Annotated in this window: 17 protein-coding genes; 10 read left to right on the top strand and 7 right to left on the bottom strand. The window is 46.7% G+C overall.

Annotated features, from left to right (window positions below):
• Nucleotides 1–251: 251 nt before the first annotated feature.
• The 7 genes from BBEV_RS11075 to BBEV_RS17410 all read left to right on the top strand — a co-directional run bounded on the left by BBEV_RS11075 (nucleotide 252) and on the right by BBEV_RS17410 (nucleotide 7091).
• Nucleotides 252–1679: an anion permease gene (locus tag BBEV_RS11075; RefSeq protein ID WP_407690251.1), complete on the top strand. Its 1428-nt coding sequence runs from the start codon at nucleotides 252–254 to the stop codon at nucleotides 1677–1679.
• Nucleotides 1680–1695: 16 nt separating this feature from the next.
• Nucleotides 1696–2541, top strand: coding sequence for a fumarate hydratase (locus tag BBEV_RS11070; RefSeq protein WP_069365531.1), 846 nt, complete (start codon nucleotides 1696–1698; stop codon nucleotides 2539–2541).
• A gap of 16 nt (nucleotides 2542–2557) precedes the next feature.
• Nucleotides 2558–3115 carry a Fe-S-containing hydro-lyase gene (locus BBEV_RS11065; RefSeq protein WP_069365530.1) on the top strand — a complete coding sequence of 186 codons (558 nt, stop codon included), beginning with the start codon at nucleotides 2558–2560 and terminating at the stop codon, nucleotides 3113–3115.
• 16 nt (nucleotides 3116–3131) lie between these two features.
• Nucleotides 3132–4844, top strand: coding sequence for an FAD-binding protein (locus BBEV_RS11060; RefSeq protein WP_232318161.1), 1713 nt, complete (start codon nucleotides 3132–3134; stop codon nucleotides 4842–4844).
• On the top strand, nucleotides 4845–5795 hold the full coding sequence (locus BBEV_RS11055; protein ID WP_069365529.1) for a succinate dehydrogenase/fumarate reductase iron-sulfur subunit: 951 nt from the start codon (nucleotides 4845–4847) through the stop codon (nucleotides 5793–5795).
• A gap of 1 nt (nucleotide 5796) precedes the next feature.
• Entirely contained in the window at nucleotides 5797–6678 is an 882-nt protein-coding gene (locus tag BBEV_RS11050) for a CoB--CoM heterodisulfide reductase iron-sulfur subunit B family protein (RefSeq protein ID WP_069365528.1), read from the top strand.
• Between the two features lie 272 nt (nucleotides 6679–6950).
• On the top strand, nucleotides 6951–7091 hold the full coding sequence (locus BBEV_RS17410) for a hypothetical protein (RefSeq protein WP_157100970.1): 141 nt from the start codon (nucleotides 6951–6953) through the stop codon (nucleotides 7089–7091).
• A 79-nt stretch (nucleotides 7092–7170) separates the two neighbouring features.
• On the opposite strand, the gene fsa is transcribed toward BBEV_RS17410, so the two are convergent.
• The 7 genes from fsa to BBEV_RS11015 form a co-directional block, all read right to left on the bottom strand.
• On the bottom strand, nucleotides 7171–7836 hold the full coding sequence (fsa, locus tag BBEV_RS11045; protein ID WP_069365527.1) for a fructose-6-phosphate aldolase: 666 nt from the start codon (nucleotides 7834–7836) through the stop codon (nucleotides 7171–7173).
• A 119-nt stretch (nucleotides 7837–7955) separates the two neighbouring features.
• Complete coding sequence (gene tkt / locus BBEV_RS11040; protein ID WP_069365526.1) at nucleotides 7956–9977, bottom strand: transketolase; 2022 nt, start codon at nucleotides 9975–9977, stop codon at nucleotides 7956–7958.
• Nucleotides 9978–10093: 116 nt separating this feature from the next.
• Nucleotides 10094–11539, bottom strand: coding sequence for a PTS mannitol transporter subunit IIBC (locus BBEV_RS11035; protein WP_232318160.1), 1446 nt, complete (start codon nucleotides 11537–11539; stop codon nucleotides 10094–10096).
• Nucleotides 11540–11642: 103 nt separating this feature from the next.
• Nucleotides 11643–12080: a PTS sugar transporter subunit IIA gene (locus BBEV_RS11030; protein WP_069365525.1), complete on the bottom strand. Its 438-nt coding sequence runs from the start codon at nucleotides 12078–12080 to the stop codon at nucleotides 11643–11645.
• A gap of 19 nt (nucleotides 12081–12099) precedes the next feature.
• Nucleotides 12100–13284, bottom strand: coding sequence for a mannitol-1-phosphate 5-dehydrogenase (locus BBEV_RS11025; protein ID WP_069365524.1), 1185 nt, complete (start codon nucleotides 13282–13284; stop codon nucleotides 12100–12102).
• 67 nt (nucleotides 13285–13351) lie between these two features.
• The gene (gene hxlB / locus BBEV_RS11020; RefSeq protein WP_069365523.1) at nucleotides 13352–13909 is read right to left on the bottom strand and encodes a 6-phospho-3-hexuloisomerase; all 558 of its coding nucleotides are present in this window, start codon (nucleotides 13907–13909) and stop codon (nucleotides 13352–13354) included.
• Nucleotides 13909–14619, bottom strand: coding sequence for a ribulose-phosphate 3-epimerase (locus BBEV_RS11015; RefSeq protein ID WP_069365522.1), 711 nt, complete (start codon nucleotides 14617–14619; stop codon nucleotides 13909–13911). The genes hxlB and BBEV_RS11015 overlap by 1 nt, the downstream gene beginning before the upstream one ends.
• Nucleotides 14620–14959: 340 nt before the next feature.
• Here BBEV_RS11015 and BBEV_RS11010 point away from each other — a divergent pair, with 340 nt between their 5' ends.
• The 3 genes from BBEV_RS11010 (at nucleotide 14960) to BBEV_RS11000 (ending at nucleotide 19127) form a co-directional block, all read left to right on the top strand.
• A complete protein-coding gene (locus BBEV_RS11010; protein WP_069365521.1) occupies nucleotides 14960–15712 on the top strand; it encodes a DeoR/GlpR family DNA-binding transcription regulator in 753 nt (250 codons plus the stop codon).
• A gap of 414 nt (nucleotides 15713–16126) precedes the next feature.
• Nucleotides 16127–17428, top strand: a complete 1302-nt coding sequence (locus BBEV_RS11005; protein WP_069365520.1) for a histidine--tRNA ligase — start codon at nucleotides 16127–16129, stop codon at nucleotides 17426–17428.
• A gap of 148 nt (nucleotides 17429–17576) precedes the next feature.
• Complete coding sequence (locus BBEV_RS11000) at nucleotides 17577–19127, top strand: methyl-accepting chemotaxis protein (RefSeq protein ID WP_069365519.1); 1551 nt, start codon at nucleotides 17577–17579, stop codon at nucleotides 19125–19127.
• The last annotated feature ends 20 nt before the right edge of the window (nucleotides 19128–19147 follow it).

The raw sequence follows: 19147 nt of genomic DNA, 5'->3' as shown, positions 1-19147 counted from the left end.
AACTGTTAGAGCGGCCTTTCCTGATGAATCCTTCTTCTTTTGAAGAGGGATTTTTTGTGTTCTAAGAAGTACGATCCCTACACGCGCTTTCATTACTTACATAATGGTTTCGTTACTTACTGAATGTATTCGTTTCAAGAGATTTCTCATATTCTTATGGTGTAAGCAATCGATTGATTATGTGAAATAAAACACAAAGAGGAGGGTAAAGAATGGCCTTACCAGAAAGAAAGATTCAAGAACAACAAGAGTTGAAATCAGAAAAGACGAAAAGCGAAGTAGATTGGAAGAGACTGCTGCTTACGTTTTTGATTGGGGGTGTGATCTGGTTTCTTCCTGTACCACAAGGACTTGAACCAGAAGCATGGCGACTGTTTGCTATCTTTGTGGCGACGATTGCGGGGTTGATCATGAAGCCACTGCCAATGGGCAGTATTGCAATCCTGTCACTGACCATGACGGTGTTAACACAGACGCTCACATTGGGAGAATCATTATCAGGATTTCAAAACACAACGATTTGGCTGATTGTGATTGCATTTTTTATTTCCCGAGGATTCATTAAGACGGGATTGGGTTCACGGGTTGCCTATCTATTTGTGAAACGATTTGGAAAGAAAACACTTGGACTTTCTTATTCATTGATTGCCAGCGATTTGTTATTATCTCCGGCAATGCCATCGAATACTGCCCGATCAGGTGGAATCCTGTTTCCGATTGTTAAATCTTTATCAGAAAGTTATGGTTCCCGTGTTGGCGATGGGACAGAGAGCAAAATTGGAAGCTATTTGACCAAGGTGACCTTTCAGGGAGACATGGTCACATCTGCCATGTTCTTGACAGCAATGGCTGCAAATCCGTTGGCAGTTTCCATTGCTTATGATGTAACAGGGGAGACCATCACGTGGACAGGATGGGCAGTCGCTGCTTTTGTTCCAGGAATGTTAAGCCTGATCTTAATCCCGATGATTGTATTCAAGTTAAACCCGCCGGAAATTAAAGAAACACCGGCAGCAGCAACGTTTGCGGAGGAGAAATTAAAAGCCATGGGTCCACTGAAAAAAGCAGAGTGGTCGATGATTGCGGTTTTCTTTCTGATTTTAGGCTTATGGATTTTCGGCGATCAGTTCGGCATCAGTGCCACGCTTACGGCATTTATAGGTTTATCGATTTTACTCCTTAGCCAGGTTTTGAGTTGGAATGACATCAAAAAAGAGGAAGGAGCCTGGGATACATTAATCTGGTTTGCTGTATTGGTCATGCTAGCTTCATTTCTCAATGAACTGGGAATGATCCCATGGTTCAGTGAACTGATGGGCAACTCCATCACTGGTGTGAACTGGATGTGGGCCTTAATCATTTTGTCTATTGTTTACTTCTATTCACATTACTTCTTTGCAAGTAACACAGCGCATGTCAGTGCCATGTATGCGGCATTTTTAGCTGTTCTGGTGGCTTCAGGAGCACCTCCGGTAGTCTCCGCATTGATTTTGGCATTCTTCAGTAATCTGTTCGGATGTTTGACGCACTATAGTTGCGGACCAGCTCCAGTCTTCTTCGGTTCAGGTTATGTCACACAGAATAAGTGGTGGGGAATTGGATTGGTACTCTCCATCGTCCACATTGTCATTTGGCTTGGTGTCGGAGGCGTTTGGTGGAAAATATTAGGACTTTGGTAAAAGAGGAGAGGTTAATATGAAAACAATTCAGACGAAAACAATTACGGAACATGTCAGAAATTTATGCATTCAGGCAGCCTATGATTTGCCGGAGGATGTTGAGCAACTCATTGAAAAAGCATACAAAGATGAAGTATCAGACTTCGGAAAATACAGTTTGGAAAAGATTCTCTCGAATATCAAGTTGGCCAGAGAAGATCAAGTGCCTATGTGCCAGGACACGGGTATTACGGTGATTTTGGTGACACTTGGTCAGGAAGTGCATATTTCAGATGGTTCATTAATTGATGCCATAAATGAAGGAGTCAGACAAGGATACAAAGAGGGATATTTACGTAAATCAGTTGTTGGGGACCCTTTGATCCATAGAGTCAACACAGGAGATAACACACCTGCTGTGATTCATACGGAGGTCGTGGAAGGTGACGAGTTGAAGATTCAGATTCTTCCTAAGGGAGCAGGTAGTGAAAACATGGGAGCCGTCAAAATGTGCAAACCATCAGAGGGGTTGGACGGAGTAGCTGATTTCATTGTCAATACACTGACCAACGCAGGAGGAAATCCATGTCCACCGGTTATTGTCGGTGTGGGAATAGGCGGAACCATGGATCAGTGCACACTTCTCGCAAAGAAAGCATTGGCCAGGCATGCCGGTTCGCACCATATGACTCCAGAATATTCAGATTTGGAAGATCAGTTACTAGAGAGAATCAATAAACTTGGTATCGGACCTCAAGGGTTTGGCGGTAAAGTGACTGCTTTGGCCGTTCATATTGAAACCGCTCCAACCCACATCGCCATGCTACCAGTATGTGTGACCTTGAACTGTCATGCAGCAAGACATAAAGAAGTGATTTTGTAAACGAGGAGGGATTCAAATGGCAGAGGCAAAACAAATTACCATTCCATTAGATGAGAAACAGGTGGCTGAACTTAAAGCAGGTGATTTGGTGACGATTACCGGAACTATTTACACGGCAAGGGATGCAGCCCATAAGAAAATGATTGAAGCAATGGAAAATGGAGAAAAACTCCCTTTTGATGTCAAAGATCAAGTGATCTATTATGCAGGACCCACACCCGCCAAACCAGGCAAAATTATTGGTTCATGTGGTCCAACCACCAGCGGGAGAATGGATGCCTACTCACCTGCACTTCTGGAACACGGGCTAAAAGGGATGATTGGAAAAGGTCCGAGAAGCGAGACGGTGATCGATGCCATGAAGAAGCATAACGGGATTTACTTCGCGGCAGTAGGTGGAGCTGCAGCACTGATTTCGGATTCCATTACGGAAGTTGAGATCGTTGCATATGAAGATCTTGGACCTGAAGCTATAAGAAAAATGGAAGTGGTTGATTATCCTTGTGTGGTAGCCATCGATTCCAAAGGTAACAATTTATATGAAGATGGAGTAAAGCAATATAAAACGGTTTGAAAAAGGTGGGATTGAATTGATTTTATCATATGATGTGGTAGTCATTGGTGCAGGTGGAGCAGGAATGATGGCTGCTTTGAATGCCTGTGAAGATAAAGAGCTAAAAGTTGCTTGTCTGTCGAAAATTTTCCCGACAAGGTCACATACCGGAGCAGCTCAGGGGGGAATCAATGCTGCGATGGGGCATCTTGATCCAACAGATTCTCCTGAGAAACATTTTAAAGATACAGTAAAAGGCAGTGACTTCCTGGCAGATCAAGATGCCGTTGCTTTCTTCACGGAAAAAATGCCGGATGTTATTCATGAACTGGACTATTACGGAGTTCCTTTCTCAAGAGATGAAAAAGGGCATGTAGCCCAAAGACCTTTTGGAGGAGCGTCCTCACCGCGGACTTGTTTTTCTGCGGATAAGACCGGTCATGTCATCCTCCATTCCTTGTACGAGCAATGCCTGAAAAAGGGTGTTGATTTTCTGAATGATTCGTTTCTCTGTTCCCTCGTCGTTACTGAACAATCAGTCGACGGTCTGGTGGCCATGGATATACGTTCTGGAGAGATGGTGGGTATACAAGCTAAAGCGGTTGTAGTTGCCACAGGAGGCTTCGGCAGAATCTATTGGAATCGAACGACGAATGCCTTCAATATGACGGGGGACGGTACCGCCGCATGCTTTCATGCAGGTATTCCACTCAAAGATCCAGAGTTTATCCAATTTCATCCCACTGGCCTTGCCTCAACAGGCATTCTTCTGTCTGAAGCTTGTCGTGGAGAAGGTGGGTATCTCATCAATAAGCATGGTGAGCGTTTCATGTCTAAATATGCACCGGACAAGATGGAATTGGCACCGAGGGATTTGGTTTCCCGCTCAATTGAAATGGAAATCGAAGCTGGAAACGGATTTGGACAAGGAATTGATGCTTATGTATTGATGGATCTCCGTCACTTAGGTGAGGAGAAGATTATGGAGAGATTACCACAGGTTAGAGAATTGGCGATGGATTTCGAGGACGTGGATCTGCTCAAAGAACCGGTTCCGATCCGTGCGAGTTGCCATTATACAATGGGTGGCATTCATGTGAGCAACCCGGAGACACTCGCAACAGACATTCACGGCATTCATGCAGCAGGTGAATGTAGCTGTGTGTCATTGCACGGTGCCAATCGTTTAGGTGGGAACTCCGTTGCTGATGTGGTTCTTTTTGGTAAATATGCAGGGATAGGTGCCAGAAAAACTGCACAGACACGCACATTGGGTAACGAAGAATCGGTTCGGAACGAAAGAGAGAAATGGGAGACCATGTTTAACGACATACGAAAGCGAAATACGGGAATCCCCGCAGTTGATATCCGGGATCGCATGGCAAAGACGATGTGGGAGAACGTTGGAATATTCAGAACAAGAGAGAAAATGTTGAAAGCAGAATTGGAAATTGATCAACTCATTCAGGAATACGAATTTGTTTCCATTGATGACGATTCAAAAAAACATAATATGGCATTTGTGCATTATGCAGAACTTGGGAATCTATTAACATTGGCGAAAGGTGTGGTTATGGGTGCGCTGGCCCGGGAAGAAAGCAGAGGTTCTCATTCCCGCTATGATTTCCCTGACCGTAGAGATGACCAATTCCTGAAACACACGCTCATTCGCAAGCACGGGAATGAATACAAGTTATCCTACTTGGATGTCAAAATCACATCTTATCAACCGGAAGCGAGGGTTTACTAAATGAAAAAATTAACTCTCCAAATCAAACGAAATAATGGAAGTGAACAGTGGGTTCAGCATTACGTTCTTCCCTATGAAGAAGGAAAAACACTCTTATGGGCATTGACGACCATCAAAGATGAGATCGACCCCTCTTTGAATTTCACCTCTGCATGCCGTCACGCCATATGTGGGAGTTGTGCAGTGAAGGTGAACGGTCATGCATTTCTCGTCTGTAAAACAAAGATCGATGATTTAATCAATACCTTCTCTTCCATGAAGTTGTCCATTGAACCTCTTGGGAATTTCGAAGTAATCCGGGACCTGGTCATTGACTGGGAACCGAAAGTTGAGAAATTAATGCACGTCGATCCCTGGTTGAAGCCAAAATCATATGTTACGAAGCAAGATGGATCCGTGCAAAGTAAAGAAGATGCAAACAAAATTGCCAAACCGACGGATTGCATCTTATGTGGTTCATGCAGTTCAGAATGTAATCAATTGGACGTGAATGACGGCTCTTTTCCGGATCCATTTATCTTCAATAAAGCTTACCGTTTCCTTGTGGAGTCAAGAGACTCTGATACCACGGAGCGAGCAAGAAGCATTGCGGACCAGGATATCTGGAAATGCCTGCACTGCATGGAGTGTGTAACGAAATGCCCGAAGGCAATCCCTCTGACGGATGAAATCGCGTATCTTCGACAACAGTCGATTCAAGAAGGGAAGAAGCATAATCAAGGGGCACGCCATGCATTTGCCTTTTATAATGATGTACGAAATAAAGGAAGACTGAATGAAATGCTGCTTCCGATTCGAACGGATGGTTTCGTAAGCACAGTTGGAAGGAAGATTCCTTTTGCATACAGAATGATTGCAAAAGGTAAAATAAATCCTTTCCATTTTCCTGGAGAAGTGAACGGGATTCATGGCGTCAGAAACTTATTTATGCAAAACGAAAGGACTCGATAATATGAAATATGCCTTCTTTCCAGGATGTACGCTGGAATCCGCAGCGGAAGAACTCATGATCTCAACGAAGAAAGTCGCGGAAGCAATAGGCGTGGAATTAATCGAGCTGGATGGATGGACATGCTGCGGCGCCAGTCACATTCAGGATATTGATGAATCTCTAAGCGACTCTATTAATGCGCGTAACATTGCTTTAGCAGAGGAGATGAGCCTTCCCTTATTGACAGTATGCAATACATGTACCTTAATGCTGAAAAACTCCAAAACGAAGCTTGATAGAGATGATCAAAAAAAGAAAGTCATCAATCAACATCTTGAGTACAGCAGTAAAGCCTATCAAGGAACATCTGAAGTTACGCATTTTCTCTGGATGATCATAAAGGATTATGGATTAGACGAACTGAAAAAACTGATTCGAAGACCATTGAGCGGCCTGAAAGTCGCAAATTTCTATGGATGTCATATCATTAGACCTGCAGATGTTATGGGTTTTGAAGATCCGCTGAATCCTCGTTCACTTGAAATGGTTGTGGAAGCCCTTGGTGCTGAGGCGGTTGACTATGATCAGCGCCTTGCCTGCTGCGGGTTTCATTCGGTCTTCCCTGCAGAGAAAGAAGCACTGTCACTAACAGCTAAAAACTGCAATCTCTCTAAAGCATCAAATGCAGATTGTATTGTAACACCATGCCCATTATGTCAAATGCAATTGGATATGTACCAACCTGATGCACAGAAAATGGTGAAAGAAGAAATCACAATGCCAATTCTGCATCTCCCGCAGTTAATCGGATTGGCATTAGGGTTTGAGCCAGAAGAATTAGGAATCAAAAGACACATCATTGATGTAATGCCAAACCTGAAAGTGGCAATCGGAATAGTGTGATGAGCGAACTATAATCGCTTTCAATTCAACTTCTCAGAGACCGAAGAAATATGGGAGCCAGGAGAATAACTATTTAAGATGGTGTGTTGGTGTAATAAGTGAAACGTAAGCGTGGATATGCATTGAAAATTCTTTGAATCCAGTTGGATATAAAACAGAAGATACTCAACGTCATTCATTTAGGGTTACCATTGATTACGGTTCCAACGATTGTTGAATTGGCAGAAATCAGTGCAGGTTACCAATAAGATCAAACTGATATTCCACAAATTATGAAAAAAGCCGCGATTGTCGTGCAGCTCGTGATGGTCCCGGTGTACCTGACAGGACTCGCCGTCGGATTCATCCTGGTCGGTGAATTCGCCGGACGGTATCTGTTCTACCTGTCCGGAATCCCGATGAATATCGGGTAAAGAATGAAAACAAACCCTCCCTGCATCCGAAAAAAATCGGTGCAGGGAGGGTTTTGTGTTTGTCAGAAACCGTCTGACTCTATTTAATGGCGTTTTGCCAGTCGGCTGCGAACTTATCAATGCCCTGATCGGTAAGCGGGTGTTTCGTCAGTTGATCAATCAGCTTAAATGGCACCGTGGCAATGTCTGCCCCTGCCATGGCAACCCGGGTGATATGATCCGGATGGCGGACGGAGGCGGCGATGATTTGTGAATCGAGCTGATGAAGCCGGAACAGTTCGGCAATCTTCTCGAGAAGCTGTACGCCGTCTTCTGAGATGTCATCGAGACGCCCGAGGAACGGGGAGACGTACGTCGCACCTGCGCGGGCTGCGAGAAGTGCCTGATTGACAGTGAAAATCAGGGTGACGTTGACTTTGACCCCTTTTTCGGTAAGGTAGCGGCATGCTTCAAGGCCCGCCAGGTTCATGGGTACTTTAATCGTGATTTTTTCATCGCCATCGTTAATCTTGATCAGCTCTTCCGCCTGGGCGATCATGTCTTCAGCGGTTAACGCATCAGGTGTCACTTCGGCAGAGACCGATTCCAACTTGGGCGCAGCCTGACAGATCGCTTCGACCCGATCTTCGAATTTTACCCCTTCTTTGGCGACCAGGGATGGGTTGGTCGTGACCCCAGCCAGGATACCGATTTTATTCGCACGCTTAATGTCCTCCAGATTCGCTGTATCAACAAAAAATTTCATGATAAAAACCTCCTGATAATGTAGTAGAGCCTTTCTAAAACGTAACGTTAAGATTCAGTTGTTTTTCGGCTATTGCTTTTGAAGAACTGCCTGAGAGCGTTAAATACGCTCCAGGACAGTTATTCAGATTGAAGTAACCCTTTGACTTTGGTAACGATCTGATCTGTTGTAAAGCCGTATTCATTCAGCACTTTGTCCATGGCACCGGAGGCACCGAATCCGTCGATACAGTGCACGGCGCCGTGTTCACCTGTATAGTGGTCCCAACCGAGGGATGCGGCCATCTCAATGGCCAGGCGGGTTTTGACCTTAGGCGTGAGGACGGAGTCCTTATACGCTTTTGACTGGGCTTCGAAGAGATCCCAGGATGGCATGCTGACAACAGAGACCGGGATGTTTTCTTTCGCCAGTTCCTCTTTTGCATCGATGGCGAGCTTCACTTCTGAACCAGTTGCCAACAAAAGGGCTGCCGGTTCTTCTGCGTCCGGTGCGGAGACGACATATGCTCCTTTTTTGACGCCGTCACGGGCGTTTTCTTTCGTCCCTTCAATCGTCGGGAGATTCTGCCTCGACAACACGAGAGCCGTCGGCGTTTCAGTGGCTGTCATCGCCACTTCCCAGGCGGCGGACGTTTCATTGCCATCGGCCGGACGAATGACGTTGAGATTCGGCATGGCCCGGAGGGAAGCCAGCTGTTCCACAGGTTGATGGGTCGGGCCGTCTTCCCCGACGGCGACACTGTCGTGGGTAAACACATAGGTCACAGGCAAGTTCATCAAGGCAGCGAGACGAATGGCTGGACGAAGGTAATCCGAGAATACGAAGAATGTACCTCCAAATGCCTTGATTCCGCCGTGCAGTGTCATGCCGTTCAGTGCGGCCCCCATGGCAAACTCCCGGACACCAAACCAGATATTACGTCCGGCATAGTCAGTGGGGGTGAAGTCCCCGACGTCCTTAATCGTCGTCTTGTTGGATCCGGCGAGATCTGCGGAACCTCCGAAAAAGTGCGGCACGGCTTTGGCGATGGCGTTGATGGCTTCCCCTGAAGAAGCACGTGACGCAGGGTCGGTGCCCATTTCGTAGGACGGCAGTTGTTCCGTCCATTGTTCAGGGAGGGTGTCGGTGATGGCGTTACGAAACTGCTTGGCCGCTTCCGGGTATTTCTCTTCGTAGGACGACAGCAGTTGTTGCCACTGCGCTTCTTTTTGTTTTCCGGCTTCGATCACGTCGGATTGGAAGTGTGCATAGACTTCGTCCGGAACGAAAAAATCTTCTTCATAGGGCCAGCCGTAGGCTTCTTTTGTCAGTTTGATTTCCTCTTTACCAAGCGGAGCTCCGTGGGCGGCCGATGAGCCTGCGCGGTTTGGTGAACCGAAACCGATGGTCGTTTTCACTTCGATCATCGTCGGCTGTTCAAGATTTTGTTTGGCTGCTGTGATGGCCTGATCGATCTCATTCAGGTCATTCCCGTCCTCCACACGGAGGACCTGCCAGCCGTAGGATGAAAAACGATCAGCGACGTTCTCCGAGAACGAGCGGTTCAAATCGCCGTCAAGAGAGATGTCGTTGGAATCGTAGAGGACAATCAGCCGTCCGAGTTTCAAGTGTGCTGCCAGTGAAGCGGCTTCTGAAGCGACACCTTCCATCAGATCGCCATCCCCGCATAGGGCGTAGGTGTAATGATCAACGAGATCGAAATCCGGTTTGTTGAATGTTGCCGCCAGATGGCGTTCGGCCATGGCCATCCCGACAGCCATGCCGATCCCCTGGCCGAGGGGTCCGGTAGTCGCTTCCACGCCTTCAGTGTGCCCGTATTCAGGATGCCCGGGGGTTTTACTGCCCCATTGACGGAACTGTTTCAGGTCGTCTTTGGTTAAGTCGTAGCCGGAAACATGCAGCAGGCTGTAAAGTAACATCGACCCGTGACCGGCAGATAAGACGAACCGGTCTCTGTTGAACCAGTCAGGATTTTTCGGGTGATGATTCATATGCTTTGTCCAGAGCTGATACGCCATCGGCGCTGCGCCCATCGGAAGCCCCGGGTGACCGGAATTCGCTTTTTCAACGGCATCAATGGACAGGGTACGGATCGTGTTGATGGATAACCTTTCAATCGTTTGATGTTCTGCAGTTTGCATCTTTACCACTCCATATCGTTAGTTTTCTGAGGTACGGTTGATACAACAAACGGTAAAAGGGGGAGTGTGTCAGATCCCCCTTTTACCGGCATGTTCTCGTGTATCGATTCTGCTGCTTATTTCTTCTCCTTCAATTCTTCAATGAGATCATCCAGTTTAGGATCACCGATATAGTTCTCGATCGTAATGATTTCATTGTCTTCGAAAGTGAGTCTCGCACGGTCGAGCAAGTTTTTGTGGACGACGATGATGTCTGAATCAGTCGGCACTTCTTCAATGCGGTAGTGCTTGACTTCAATGCCTTCGATATTGGCTTTTTTAAGGTTTTTCCTGAACGTCGTGGCCCCTAATGCACTGCTTCCGGCACCGGCGTCGCAGGCAAACGAAATTTTGCTGACAGCATTTACATCTCTTTGTTCAGAAGAAGTAAATGCCTGTTTTCCTTCAGCCTTCATCGCTTTGGATTTCTCCATGGATGCTTCAAGATTATCTTTCTCCGCATCTTCCGGTCCTCTTGTGAACTTCAAAATCAGAGATGTGACCACGAAGGAAACAGCGGCAGCGATGACAACACCGGAGATGATGCCTACGAAGTTCCCTGGCGGCGTCAGTCCCAGATAAGCGAAGATGGAACCTGGACTTGGACCGGCAACAAGACCTGCATCAAAGAGCTGGAATGTGGCGATACCGGACATGGCACCGGCAATCATACCGAGCAGTGTCAGTGGTCGCATGAGTACATACGGGAAGTACAGCTCATGGATCCCGCCGAAGAAGTGGATGATGATCGCACCTGGTGCCGTACGACGGGCTGTCTGGGTACCAAAGAATGTAAAGGCCAGGAGCAGTCCCAAACCAGGTCCCGGGTTCGATGCGACCGTAAAGTAAATGGATTTTCCGAGATCCGCACTCTGCTGGAAACCGAGCGGGTAATAGATCCCCTGGTCAATAACATTGTTCAGGAACAGTACCTTCGCCGGCTCATTCAGTAATGACAGCAATGGCAGATAACCGGTTGCAACCAAGGCTTCAATCGCTACAGTCAGACCGTTATTTGCGCCTTCAATGATCGGTCCGATAATGGTGTAGGAGAGAATCAGTAAGAAGAAACCGATAATCCCGAGAGAGAAGTTGTTGACAAGCATTTCGAATCCGGCGCGGATCCGATCTTCAATCAGTTTGTCGAATTTCTTGATGATCAAACCGCCCAGTGGTCCGACGATCATCGCACCGAGGAACATCGGAATGTCAGCACCGACGATTAACCCCATGGCACCGATGGACCCCATAACGGCCCCGCGTTGTCCGCCGACCAGACGGCCACCCGTATAAGCGAGAAGGAGCGGGAGGAGGTAGGTGATGGTTGGTCCAACCATTTCCGCCAGGTGTTCATTTGGCATCCAGCCTGTCTCGATAAATAAAGCAGTTAAAATACCCCATGCTATAAATGCACCGATGTTCGGGATGACCATGTTGGTCAAAAAGCCGCCCATGGCTTGAATCTTCGCGCGAAACGACGATTTTGGTGCATTGCTTTCTTCCATACCAAATTGATTTGTCATGTCATTTTCCACCTTTCTTTTTGAAATGATTCACGTCTGACTCGATCATCCAATGAATTCGTCAGCTTTATGCGTCCCCTTGACAAGGTTGACATGAACCAACTTACTCAGCGCGTCTGATTAAACTGAGAATGTCGTCTTTACTGGTTGCTTGTTCGAGACTGTTCTTTATCTCTTCGTCACCCAATACGGAGGACAGGTCTGCGATTAAATCGAGATGTCCGTCACTGTCGGTGGCGGCGAGGACGATAATCACCGTCACAGCTTTTTCTTCCGGGTAGACAACGGGCTCTTCAAGTTTCAAAAGCGATACACCGTTAGCATTTACCCCTCCTTTGTTCTGAGCGTGCGGCATCGCGACGCCTGGTATAATAACGATATAAGAGCCGAATTCATGCACGTTGCCAATCATATCCTGTATATAACTTTCATTGATATTGCCGTGATTCAATAAGGGCTTTGCAGCAATCCGGATGGATTCTTCCCAGTTTGAAACCGTCTCTTTCAACTGGATTGTGTTTTCTAAATACGTACTAAGCATGTCTTTTAAGCCCCTTTCTCTACACCGGTAATTCCGGTTTTGATGCCCTTTGTTTCTGACGCTCGAGATCTTGATAATAATGAATGATGGCTGTTAATAGCTCTTGATCTTCGATTTCAGAGAAATGATTGACTGCTTTTTCAATCCCGTGATCCTGCACGTAGGTCTGTAATCTGACCGCTTCTTCATCTTCCGGATGAGCAAACAGATACCCGGCTGCAATGACGCAGGTGAGATGAGTGACCGGCAGACCGAGCCGCTTTAGCTCCCTCGCCGGCTTGACGAGACGTTCATCATGCCCAAGTTTTCGAATCGGGGCTCTGCCAACGCGGTAGATGTCATCACTGATGTTTTTGTTTTTAAAGCGCTTTAAAGTTTTCTGAATATAAGCGTCCATGTCGTCCTGGCTGACATTGAACTGGGTAATAAAGTATTGCGCTGTTTCATTCATCGTGGCTTGAATCATTCGTTCAATCTCCGGTTGATCCAGTGCGCTTTGGATGGTTGGTTCATTGAACAGGTTCGCAATATAGGCGGTTGCTGCATGCCCCATATTCACAGAATAGAGTTTGCGTTCGATAAATGGCTTCAAGTCATCCACATAGGTGGCACCGTAAATCGGTGGCAGTTCATGATTTTTTGCTTCCTTCTGATTAATGACCCATTCGAAAATCGGCTCCACTAACGCCGTTTCTTCCTCTTCGCCTTCTTTAGAGAGAGCGAGGCGGTCAATCGAAGCGTTTGGAAACCCGGTGTATGCCAGGATCGAATTCATCTCTTCCGGAGAAACGACCTTCTCGATTTCTCCTTGTAAAGCAGAAGAAGCATTGATGGCGTTTTCGTTTGCAATGACATCAATCGTCTTCTTGTTTGATCCGACCCGCTTTAAGAGCCCTTTGGCCAGAACCCCGGCAATCCGGGAGAGATTATCGACACCGACAGATGTTGTAATGATATCTGCTTGTTCGATCTGGTCAATCACATCTTGTTCCTGGGTCAGACTGTTCAAAGCTTTGACAGGGGAAACTTCTTCGACGGTGTGATGATCGTCGAGCATTTCTACAAAATACCGGTTGTGCTTGTTGAAGCGGTCAATGGCTGCCTGGTTCACATCGACAAGACAGATCTCATAGCCGGTTTTGTTGAGTAAATAACCGATAAAGCCTTTTCCGATGTTCCCGGCGCCAAAATGAAGTGCCTGCATCAGTTCTCCTCCTTTCCACGCACCCGAGAAACCCGGGTGCTGGTTTTGTAATGGTGATGTGGCATGTCTATTCGAGGTTTGCGTGATACTCCCACAAACTGTGCATATCAATATTCTGCTCACGAACCAGCATCAATGCGAGGGAATCACCCAATAAAAGCAGGCTCTGTTCGAACAGGCTGGTCATCGGCTGTACAGACGGCGTTTCATTCGGTAAATTAAACTTTGTCGCCACTGGAATGCGGACAAAATGATCGGAATAATCTTTCATCGAACAATCCGGGTTTGCGCCGATATGTGCGACCCTGGCATCGAATTGTTTGGCTTTTTTGGCAATGATCAGCGGAAATGCCGATTCACCACTGCCGGAGCCGACAATCAGTAAATCCTTATCGGTGATGGCCGGTTCTGTGATCTGACCGACGACGTATGTCTTGACACCGAGGTGTGCCAGGCGCTTGGCGACTGCCTGCAAAGACAATAGCACTCTGCCGACACCGACGAAGAATACTTTGTCTGCCTGCTTGATTTCTTTTAACAGTGTCTCCACGCTGTCATTGTCGATAGACTCGAGCGTATTGGAGAGCTCCGCTTTGATCTCGTTTTGCACGTCGTTGTAACTCATTATTTTACTTCCTCCCTTTGTGAAAGTCCTTCATTCATTTTCTCTTCCATAATGACTTTGTTTTCCGCGAGACTTCTGCCCTTAATGAACAGACTTGTGCTTCCGGCGACGAGGATATCGGCACCTGCACCCACTAATCCCGGGATCGTCTCTAAAGACACCCGGCCATCAACTTCTATCCGTGTATTCAGGCCATGTTTCTCGATCAGCTTCTTCAGGTCATTTACTTTCTGAACGGCGTATGCGACCTGATTTTCATTTTTATCTGTCGCAAACCCTGGATTGATCAGCATCAATAACACGGTGTCAACCTGCGGTAAGATATATTCCAGTGACGAAAGTGGTGTGGACGGTGTTAACGCGACCCCGACTTTTGCGCCACTCTTACGGATCAGGTTGATGTATCGGTCGACGTGAACGCTCGTTTCCAGGTGGAATGAGATTTGTTCAACACCGATATCAATCATCTCCTGGATGAAAAATTCGTTATTGTTTGTCATGAGGTGAACATCGAAGTTGATATCCGTTATTTTTCGGAGCTGCTTCACCGTATCGATCCCCAGTGGCATGCTCGGGCTGAATGCCCCGTCGATGATGTCAACGTGTAACGTATCGATCCCTTCTTGTTCAATGTCTCTGATACTCTTCTCCAAGTTGAGTAAATCTGAACTCATAATCGATGGAGAGATTGTAATAGTCTCCTTTTGCATGTTTCTGCCTCCTTACGCTTATTTAACGTGAAACGACAAGCATTTTACTGACATCCAGGCTTGATTACGAAGATAACAGCAGCGTTTCAGCCCTTTCTTGCCAAGTGAACATGGAATGCAGGCAATATCAGACTCCTTTCTGCATTATTTTATGCATGTTAGTGCGCTTTCTTGCTGTTAATTGAATTATAAAACGATTACATGCAAATGTAAATACCTTTATTGCGTTTTTTTGCACTAAAATTGCTTTTTTCTGCATGTTGTCAGATTTTTTGCGCGGGTATACGCGTTTATGGTAAACTATAGGAAATAAACGAATTTAAATGAAGGGTGAGGCATCATGCTTAAACAGGAGAGGCAACAGAAAATACTAAAGATTTTAAACGAGGAACAAAAAGTGATCGCCAGTGATTTGAGCCAGCGGCTGTCTGTATCGGAAGACACGATCCGGAGGGATTTGAAGGAACTTGACCGCAAGGAACTGGTCAAGCGCGTGCACAGCGGGGCGCTGCGGATCGGCCCGCCGGTCGTCGACTTCTATACCCGGCAAAACGTCAAAAGTGACATTAAAGTGCGCCTGGCCAATAAGGCGATGGAAGTGGTGAAGGAGAATATGGTTCTCTTGATCGACGGGGGAACCAGCAATTTAAATTTCGTCAATCAACTGCCCCTTTCATATAAAGGTACGGTCATTACCAACAGTCCGCCAATCGCGATGGCGCTGTCCAACCATAGTGAAGTTGAAGTGATCATGATCGGGGGCGGCTTGTTCAAGGAATCCATGGTCAACCTCGGGATTGAAACGGTGGAATCGTTAAATAATATGCGGGCGGATTTGTATGTGATGGGCATTCATAAAATTGATGCAAACATCGGGATCAGCCTGCCGAATCTGGCGGAGGCTGCGGTGAAACGGAAGATGGCGGCCGTATCGAATGAAGTCCTGAGCATGGTCACGTCCGATAAATTAAACACCTTCTCCAACCACATCGTGTCTCCGGCGAATGTGTTGACCTATTTAGTAACGGAAGACATTCAGCCGGATATTCTGAGGTTATACGGAAGCCAGGACATCTCCGTCCTGACGGTGTGAAACAGCCGAAACAGGATAAGAGGCTTTTACAGTCGCCCTTTTCATTGCGCCAGTTTGGATGAAGTGGCTTATTTTGATCCTGAGTTTCGCGATCATGCTGTTCATTTGTGGTGATGTATATGTTCGTTACAAGAGAGTTGTTTATTTAAATGAACCGATGAGTTGACAGCGGAACCTTCGGTTGCATTCCAAAACCGCCTGTGCTAGATTATAAAACACGAGGTGATCACCATGCTGTCACGCATGAGCCAAACCGCAACAATCCATCATCATACATCGTTGTCTTGCTAAGCGGTTTGTCAAAAACCGGCCATTAGGAAGACAATTTATCATGCACGCCCATTGATTAATAACCTTTGTTAATCAATGGGCGTTTTTTGTCGTTATAAAAAAAGAATAATAGGAGGCTAAATCATGAGAAAGATGGCTTATCAAAATGTGAAAGGCACGAAAGATTATTTACCGCAGGAAGCAGCGCAGCGATTAAAGGTGAGACGGATTTTGGAAGAAGTCTTTGAGCAATACGGCTGCAAGCCTCTGGAAACGCCGATCCTGAACGAAACGTCCCTGATGGCGTCCAAATACGCCGGGGGATCTGAAATTCTAAAAGAAATGTACCGCTTGACGGATCGCGGGGAGCGGGACTTGGCGTTACGCTATGACCTGACGATTCCATTTGCCAAAGTGGTAGCGATGAACCCGGCGATAGGCATGCCCTTTAAACGGTACGAAATCGGGAAGGTCTTCCGGGACGGGCCGATTAAAACCGGACGCTTCCGGGAGTTCACCCAGTGTGATGTGGACATCGCCGGTGTGAAAAGCCAAATGGCCGAAGCGGAACTCATGGTGATGGCGCTGGACGCCTTTGAAAAAATGCGTCTCGACATCACGATTCAATACAACAACCGCAAGCTCCTCACGGGCATGCTCGAGACCTGTGGCACGGATCTGGAACAGATCAATCCGGTGGTTCTTATTCTGGATAAACTGGACAAGGTGGGGAAGGAGGTAGTCATGAAAGACCTCCAGGGATTGGAGCTCTCACCTGATTCCCTGACGAACATCGCAGCCTTCTTAGACAAGGGCAAAACGATGACGCATGACGATTATGCAGCTTTCAGTGGAGGAAATAAACGGGTTCAGGAAGGGCTCGACGAATTGAAGGAGCTGGAAGGCTACCTTCAGGCACTGGATATGAACAAGCAATGCGTGTTCAACCCCTTTCTTGCCAGAGGACTGGATATCTACACCGGGACGATTTACGAAGTGTTTATGAAAGAAGGATCCGTTCGCTCAAGCATCGGGAGCGGCGGGCGCTATGACAACGCCATCGGCGGACTGATCGGCAGTGAGGAGGACTTTGCCACCGTCGGGATTTCCTTCGGCCTGGACGTGATCTTCACGGCACTGAGTGCAAAAGAAACAGACGAGGCCGAGGAATCCTTTGTGGACTACTGCATCATTCCGATCAATACCCCGAAGGCTTCCATGATGCTCGCCAGGGATCTTCGACGGCAAGGGTATAGGGTGGAACTTGAACTCACCGGCAAGAAGCTGAGAAAGGCACTGGATAAGGCCAATAAAGACAACATCCCCTATGTCATCGTGATCGGGGAAGACGAAGTCTCCCGGAATGAGTACCAGCTGAAGAATATGGCGACAGGGGAAGAGACGAACGTGTCGTTCAGCTTCAATCAGGGGCAAACGGAAGTCTGAACATACCTGATGGTGAGTAAAGTCCCGCTTCAGATAGCTGATCAGGTAATGAATAAAAATCCTTGTATAATCCATGAGCATTTAATACCAACCTAAAAATTTTCGTGATATAATACTCTGGGTTATAATCGAGGAGGATATTTGAAAAATGAATAAAGTGTTCCAATGGATATCAAGAGAAGAAGCGACCTATGAAATGTATGCTACAAAATTATTGTCCGTAATCCTGATCAGTTTAACTTTATTATCGTATCCAATTTTACTGTTGTTCAGCTACTATGATTTCATCAGCGGGGTCGAACTGACCAGCTACCTGGTGATATCAGCTGTTGTATCAGGCGGTATTTTGTTTCTGTTCCAATCCTTTAAAGAGCGTTCGGCAACAAAATACATGATCGTTATATTATCATATGTGATTGCGATTCTCGTCATTTCAATTCTGCCTTCCATGGTGACCTGGTCTGTGATTTTTATTTACCTCGGTTTGTCACTCCTTTACTTCAACCGGAAGATCGTTTTGTTATCCGGTGCCATCGGTTTGGCTGCGATCATCTATGCATCGTCAACGAACTTGATTCCATTCGAAGATGCGTTTGACTTAACATTGATCTATGTCCTCTTTTTGATGTCGTCATCTGTCCTTTACTTTGTCTGCTGGCAAGGGGAGAAGCTGATCGTGGCGTCGCAGGAAACGTCCGCAACAGCCGAAGAGAAATCAGCCATTCTTGAAGACGTTGTCGACAATGCCAACATGTCGATGAAGAGTGCTTCGAAGAGCTCTGAGTCCATTGCAGAGACATCGAAAAACTTGTATTCAACCTCAGAAGATGTCGCTCACGCGATTCATGAGATAGCACAAAGCGCCTCTGATCAAGCGGAAAATACCGATAAGGGCAATACCAGCCTTCATGAATTGAGTGACATACTGAATCAGCACGAGAAATATGTAGAAGAACTGATCCGCGTCAATCAAGAAGCCAATGAGCTAAAAGAAGAAGGGATCTTGACCTTGAATGATCTGATTGAGAAATCAAAAGAAAGCAGTTCATCCATCCAGGCGATCCAGGAAGTCATCGTAAATACAGAGAAGAGCGTCAAGACAATCGAAAAGGCAAGCTCGCAAATCGCAAGCATTTCTGATCAGACCAACCTACTCGCTTTAAATGCGTCGATCGAAGCTGCCCGTGCAGGTGAAGCCGGACGCGGATTCTCGGTGGTTGCCGATGAAATCCGGAAACTGGCCGAACAGTCGTCCACCTTTAACAGTGAAATTGCCGGCGTGATTGGTACATTATCCAACCAGGCAAAAGGTGCCGTTAACTCGGTCGAGAATGTTCGTGAACTATCCATCAATCAAAACAAGGCATTGGAAGAGACCACATCCTCCTTCGATCAGATCGCAGCGTCACTGAAAACGTCCCTTGATCTGATTGGTACGCTGGAACAATCGAAAGAAACGATGATTGATAAGAAGAATGCATTGATCGAGGTTATGGAACACCTGGCGGCTGTCTCCGAAGAGAACGCATCCACTTCGGAAGAGATCTCAGCATCCATTGAAGAACAAACCACTGCAACAAAACGCTTGTCTGAAGAAGTCGATGTCATTAAAGACGCGATTGACTCCATTTACCGGCAGCTTGTCAGCACCGAGTCAGAGAAGCGAACTTCCTTCAACTCAATCGAGAAAGCATCCTGACGCGATATAATAAAACGGCG

It is taken from the genome of Salisediminibacterium beveridgei (genome assembly GCF_001721685.1).
Lineage (GTDB): Bacteria > Bacillota > Bacilli > Bacillales > Salisediminibacteriaceae > Salisediminibacterium > Salisediminibacterium beveridgei.
The sequence above is the reverse complement of the archived record's forward strand: the minus strand, read 5'-3'. Positions and strand labels throughout refer to the sequence as shown.

Coding starts and splice junctions, on each gene's coding strand:
- BBEV_RS11065 (WP_069365530.1), top strand. CDS start 2,558: ATGGCAGAGGCAAAACAAATTACCATTCCATTAGATGAGAAACAGGTG.
- tkt (WP_069365526.1), bottom strand. CDS start 9,977: ATGCAAACTGCAGAACATCAAACGATTGAAAGGTTATCCATCAACACG.
- BBEV_RS11005 (WP_069365520.1), top strand. CDS start 16,127: ATGAGAAAGATGGCTTATCAAAATGTGAAAGGCACGAAAGATTATTTA.
- BBEV_RS11055 (WP_069365529.1), top strand. CDS start 4,845: ATGAAAAAATTAACTCTCCAAATCAAACGAAATAATGGAAGTGAACAG.
- BBEV_RS11010 (WP_069365521.1), top strand. CDS start 14,960: ATGCTTAAACAGGAGAGGCAACAGAAAATACTAAAGATTTTAAACGAG.
- hxlB (WP_069365523.1), bottom strand. CDS start 13,909: ATGAGTTACAACGACGTGCAAAACGAGATCAAAGCGGAGCTCTCCAAT.
- BBEV_RS11050 (WP_069365528.1), top strand. CDS start 5,797: ATGAAATATGCCTTCTTTCCAGGATGTACGCTGGAATCCGCAGCGGAA.
- BBEV_RS11000 (WP_069365519.1), top strand. CDS start 17,577: ATGAATAAAGTGTTCCAATGGATATCAAGAGAAGAAGCGACCTATGAA.
- fsa (WP_069365527.1), bottom strand. CDS start 7,836: ATGAAATTTTTTGTTGATACAGCGAATCTGGAGGACATTAAGCGTGCG.
- BBEV_RS11035 (WP_232318160.1), bottom strand. CDS start 11,539: ATGACAAATCAATTTGGTATGGAAGAAAGCAATGCACCAAAATCGTCG.
- BBEV_RS11025 (WP_069365524.1), bottom strand. CDS start 13,284: ATGCAGGCACTTCATTTTGGCGCCGGGAACATCGGAAAAGGCTTTATC.
- BBEV_RS17410 (WP_157100970.1), top strand. CDS start 6,951: ATGAAAAAAGCCGCGATTGTCGTGCAGCTCGTGATGGTCCCGGTGTAC.
- BBEV_RS11070 (WP_069365531.1), top strand. CDS start 1,696: ATGAAAACAATTCAGACGAAAACAATTACGGAACATGTCAGAAATTTA.
- BBEV_RS11030 (WP_069365525.1), bottom strand. CDS start 12,080: ATGCTTAGTACGTATTTAGAAAACACAATCCAGTTGAAAGAGACGGTT.
- BBEV_RS11015 (WP_069365522.1), bottom strand. CDS start 14,619: ATGCAAAAGGAGACTATTACAATCTCTCCATCGATTATGAGTTCAGAT.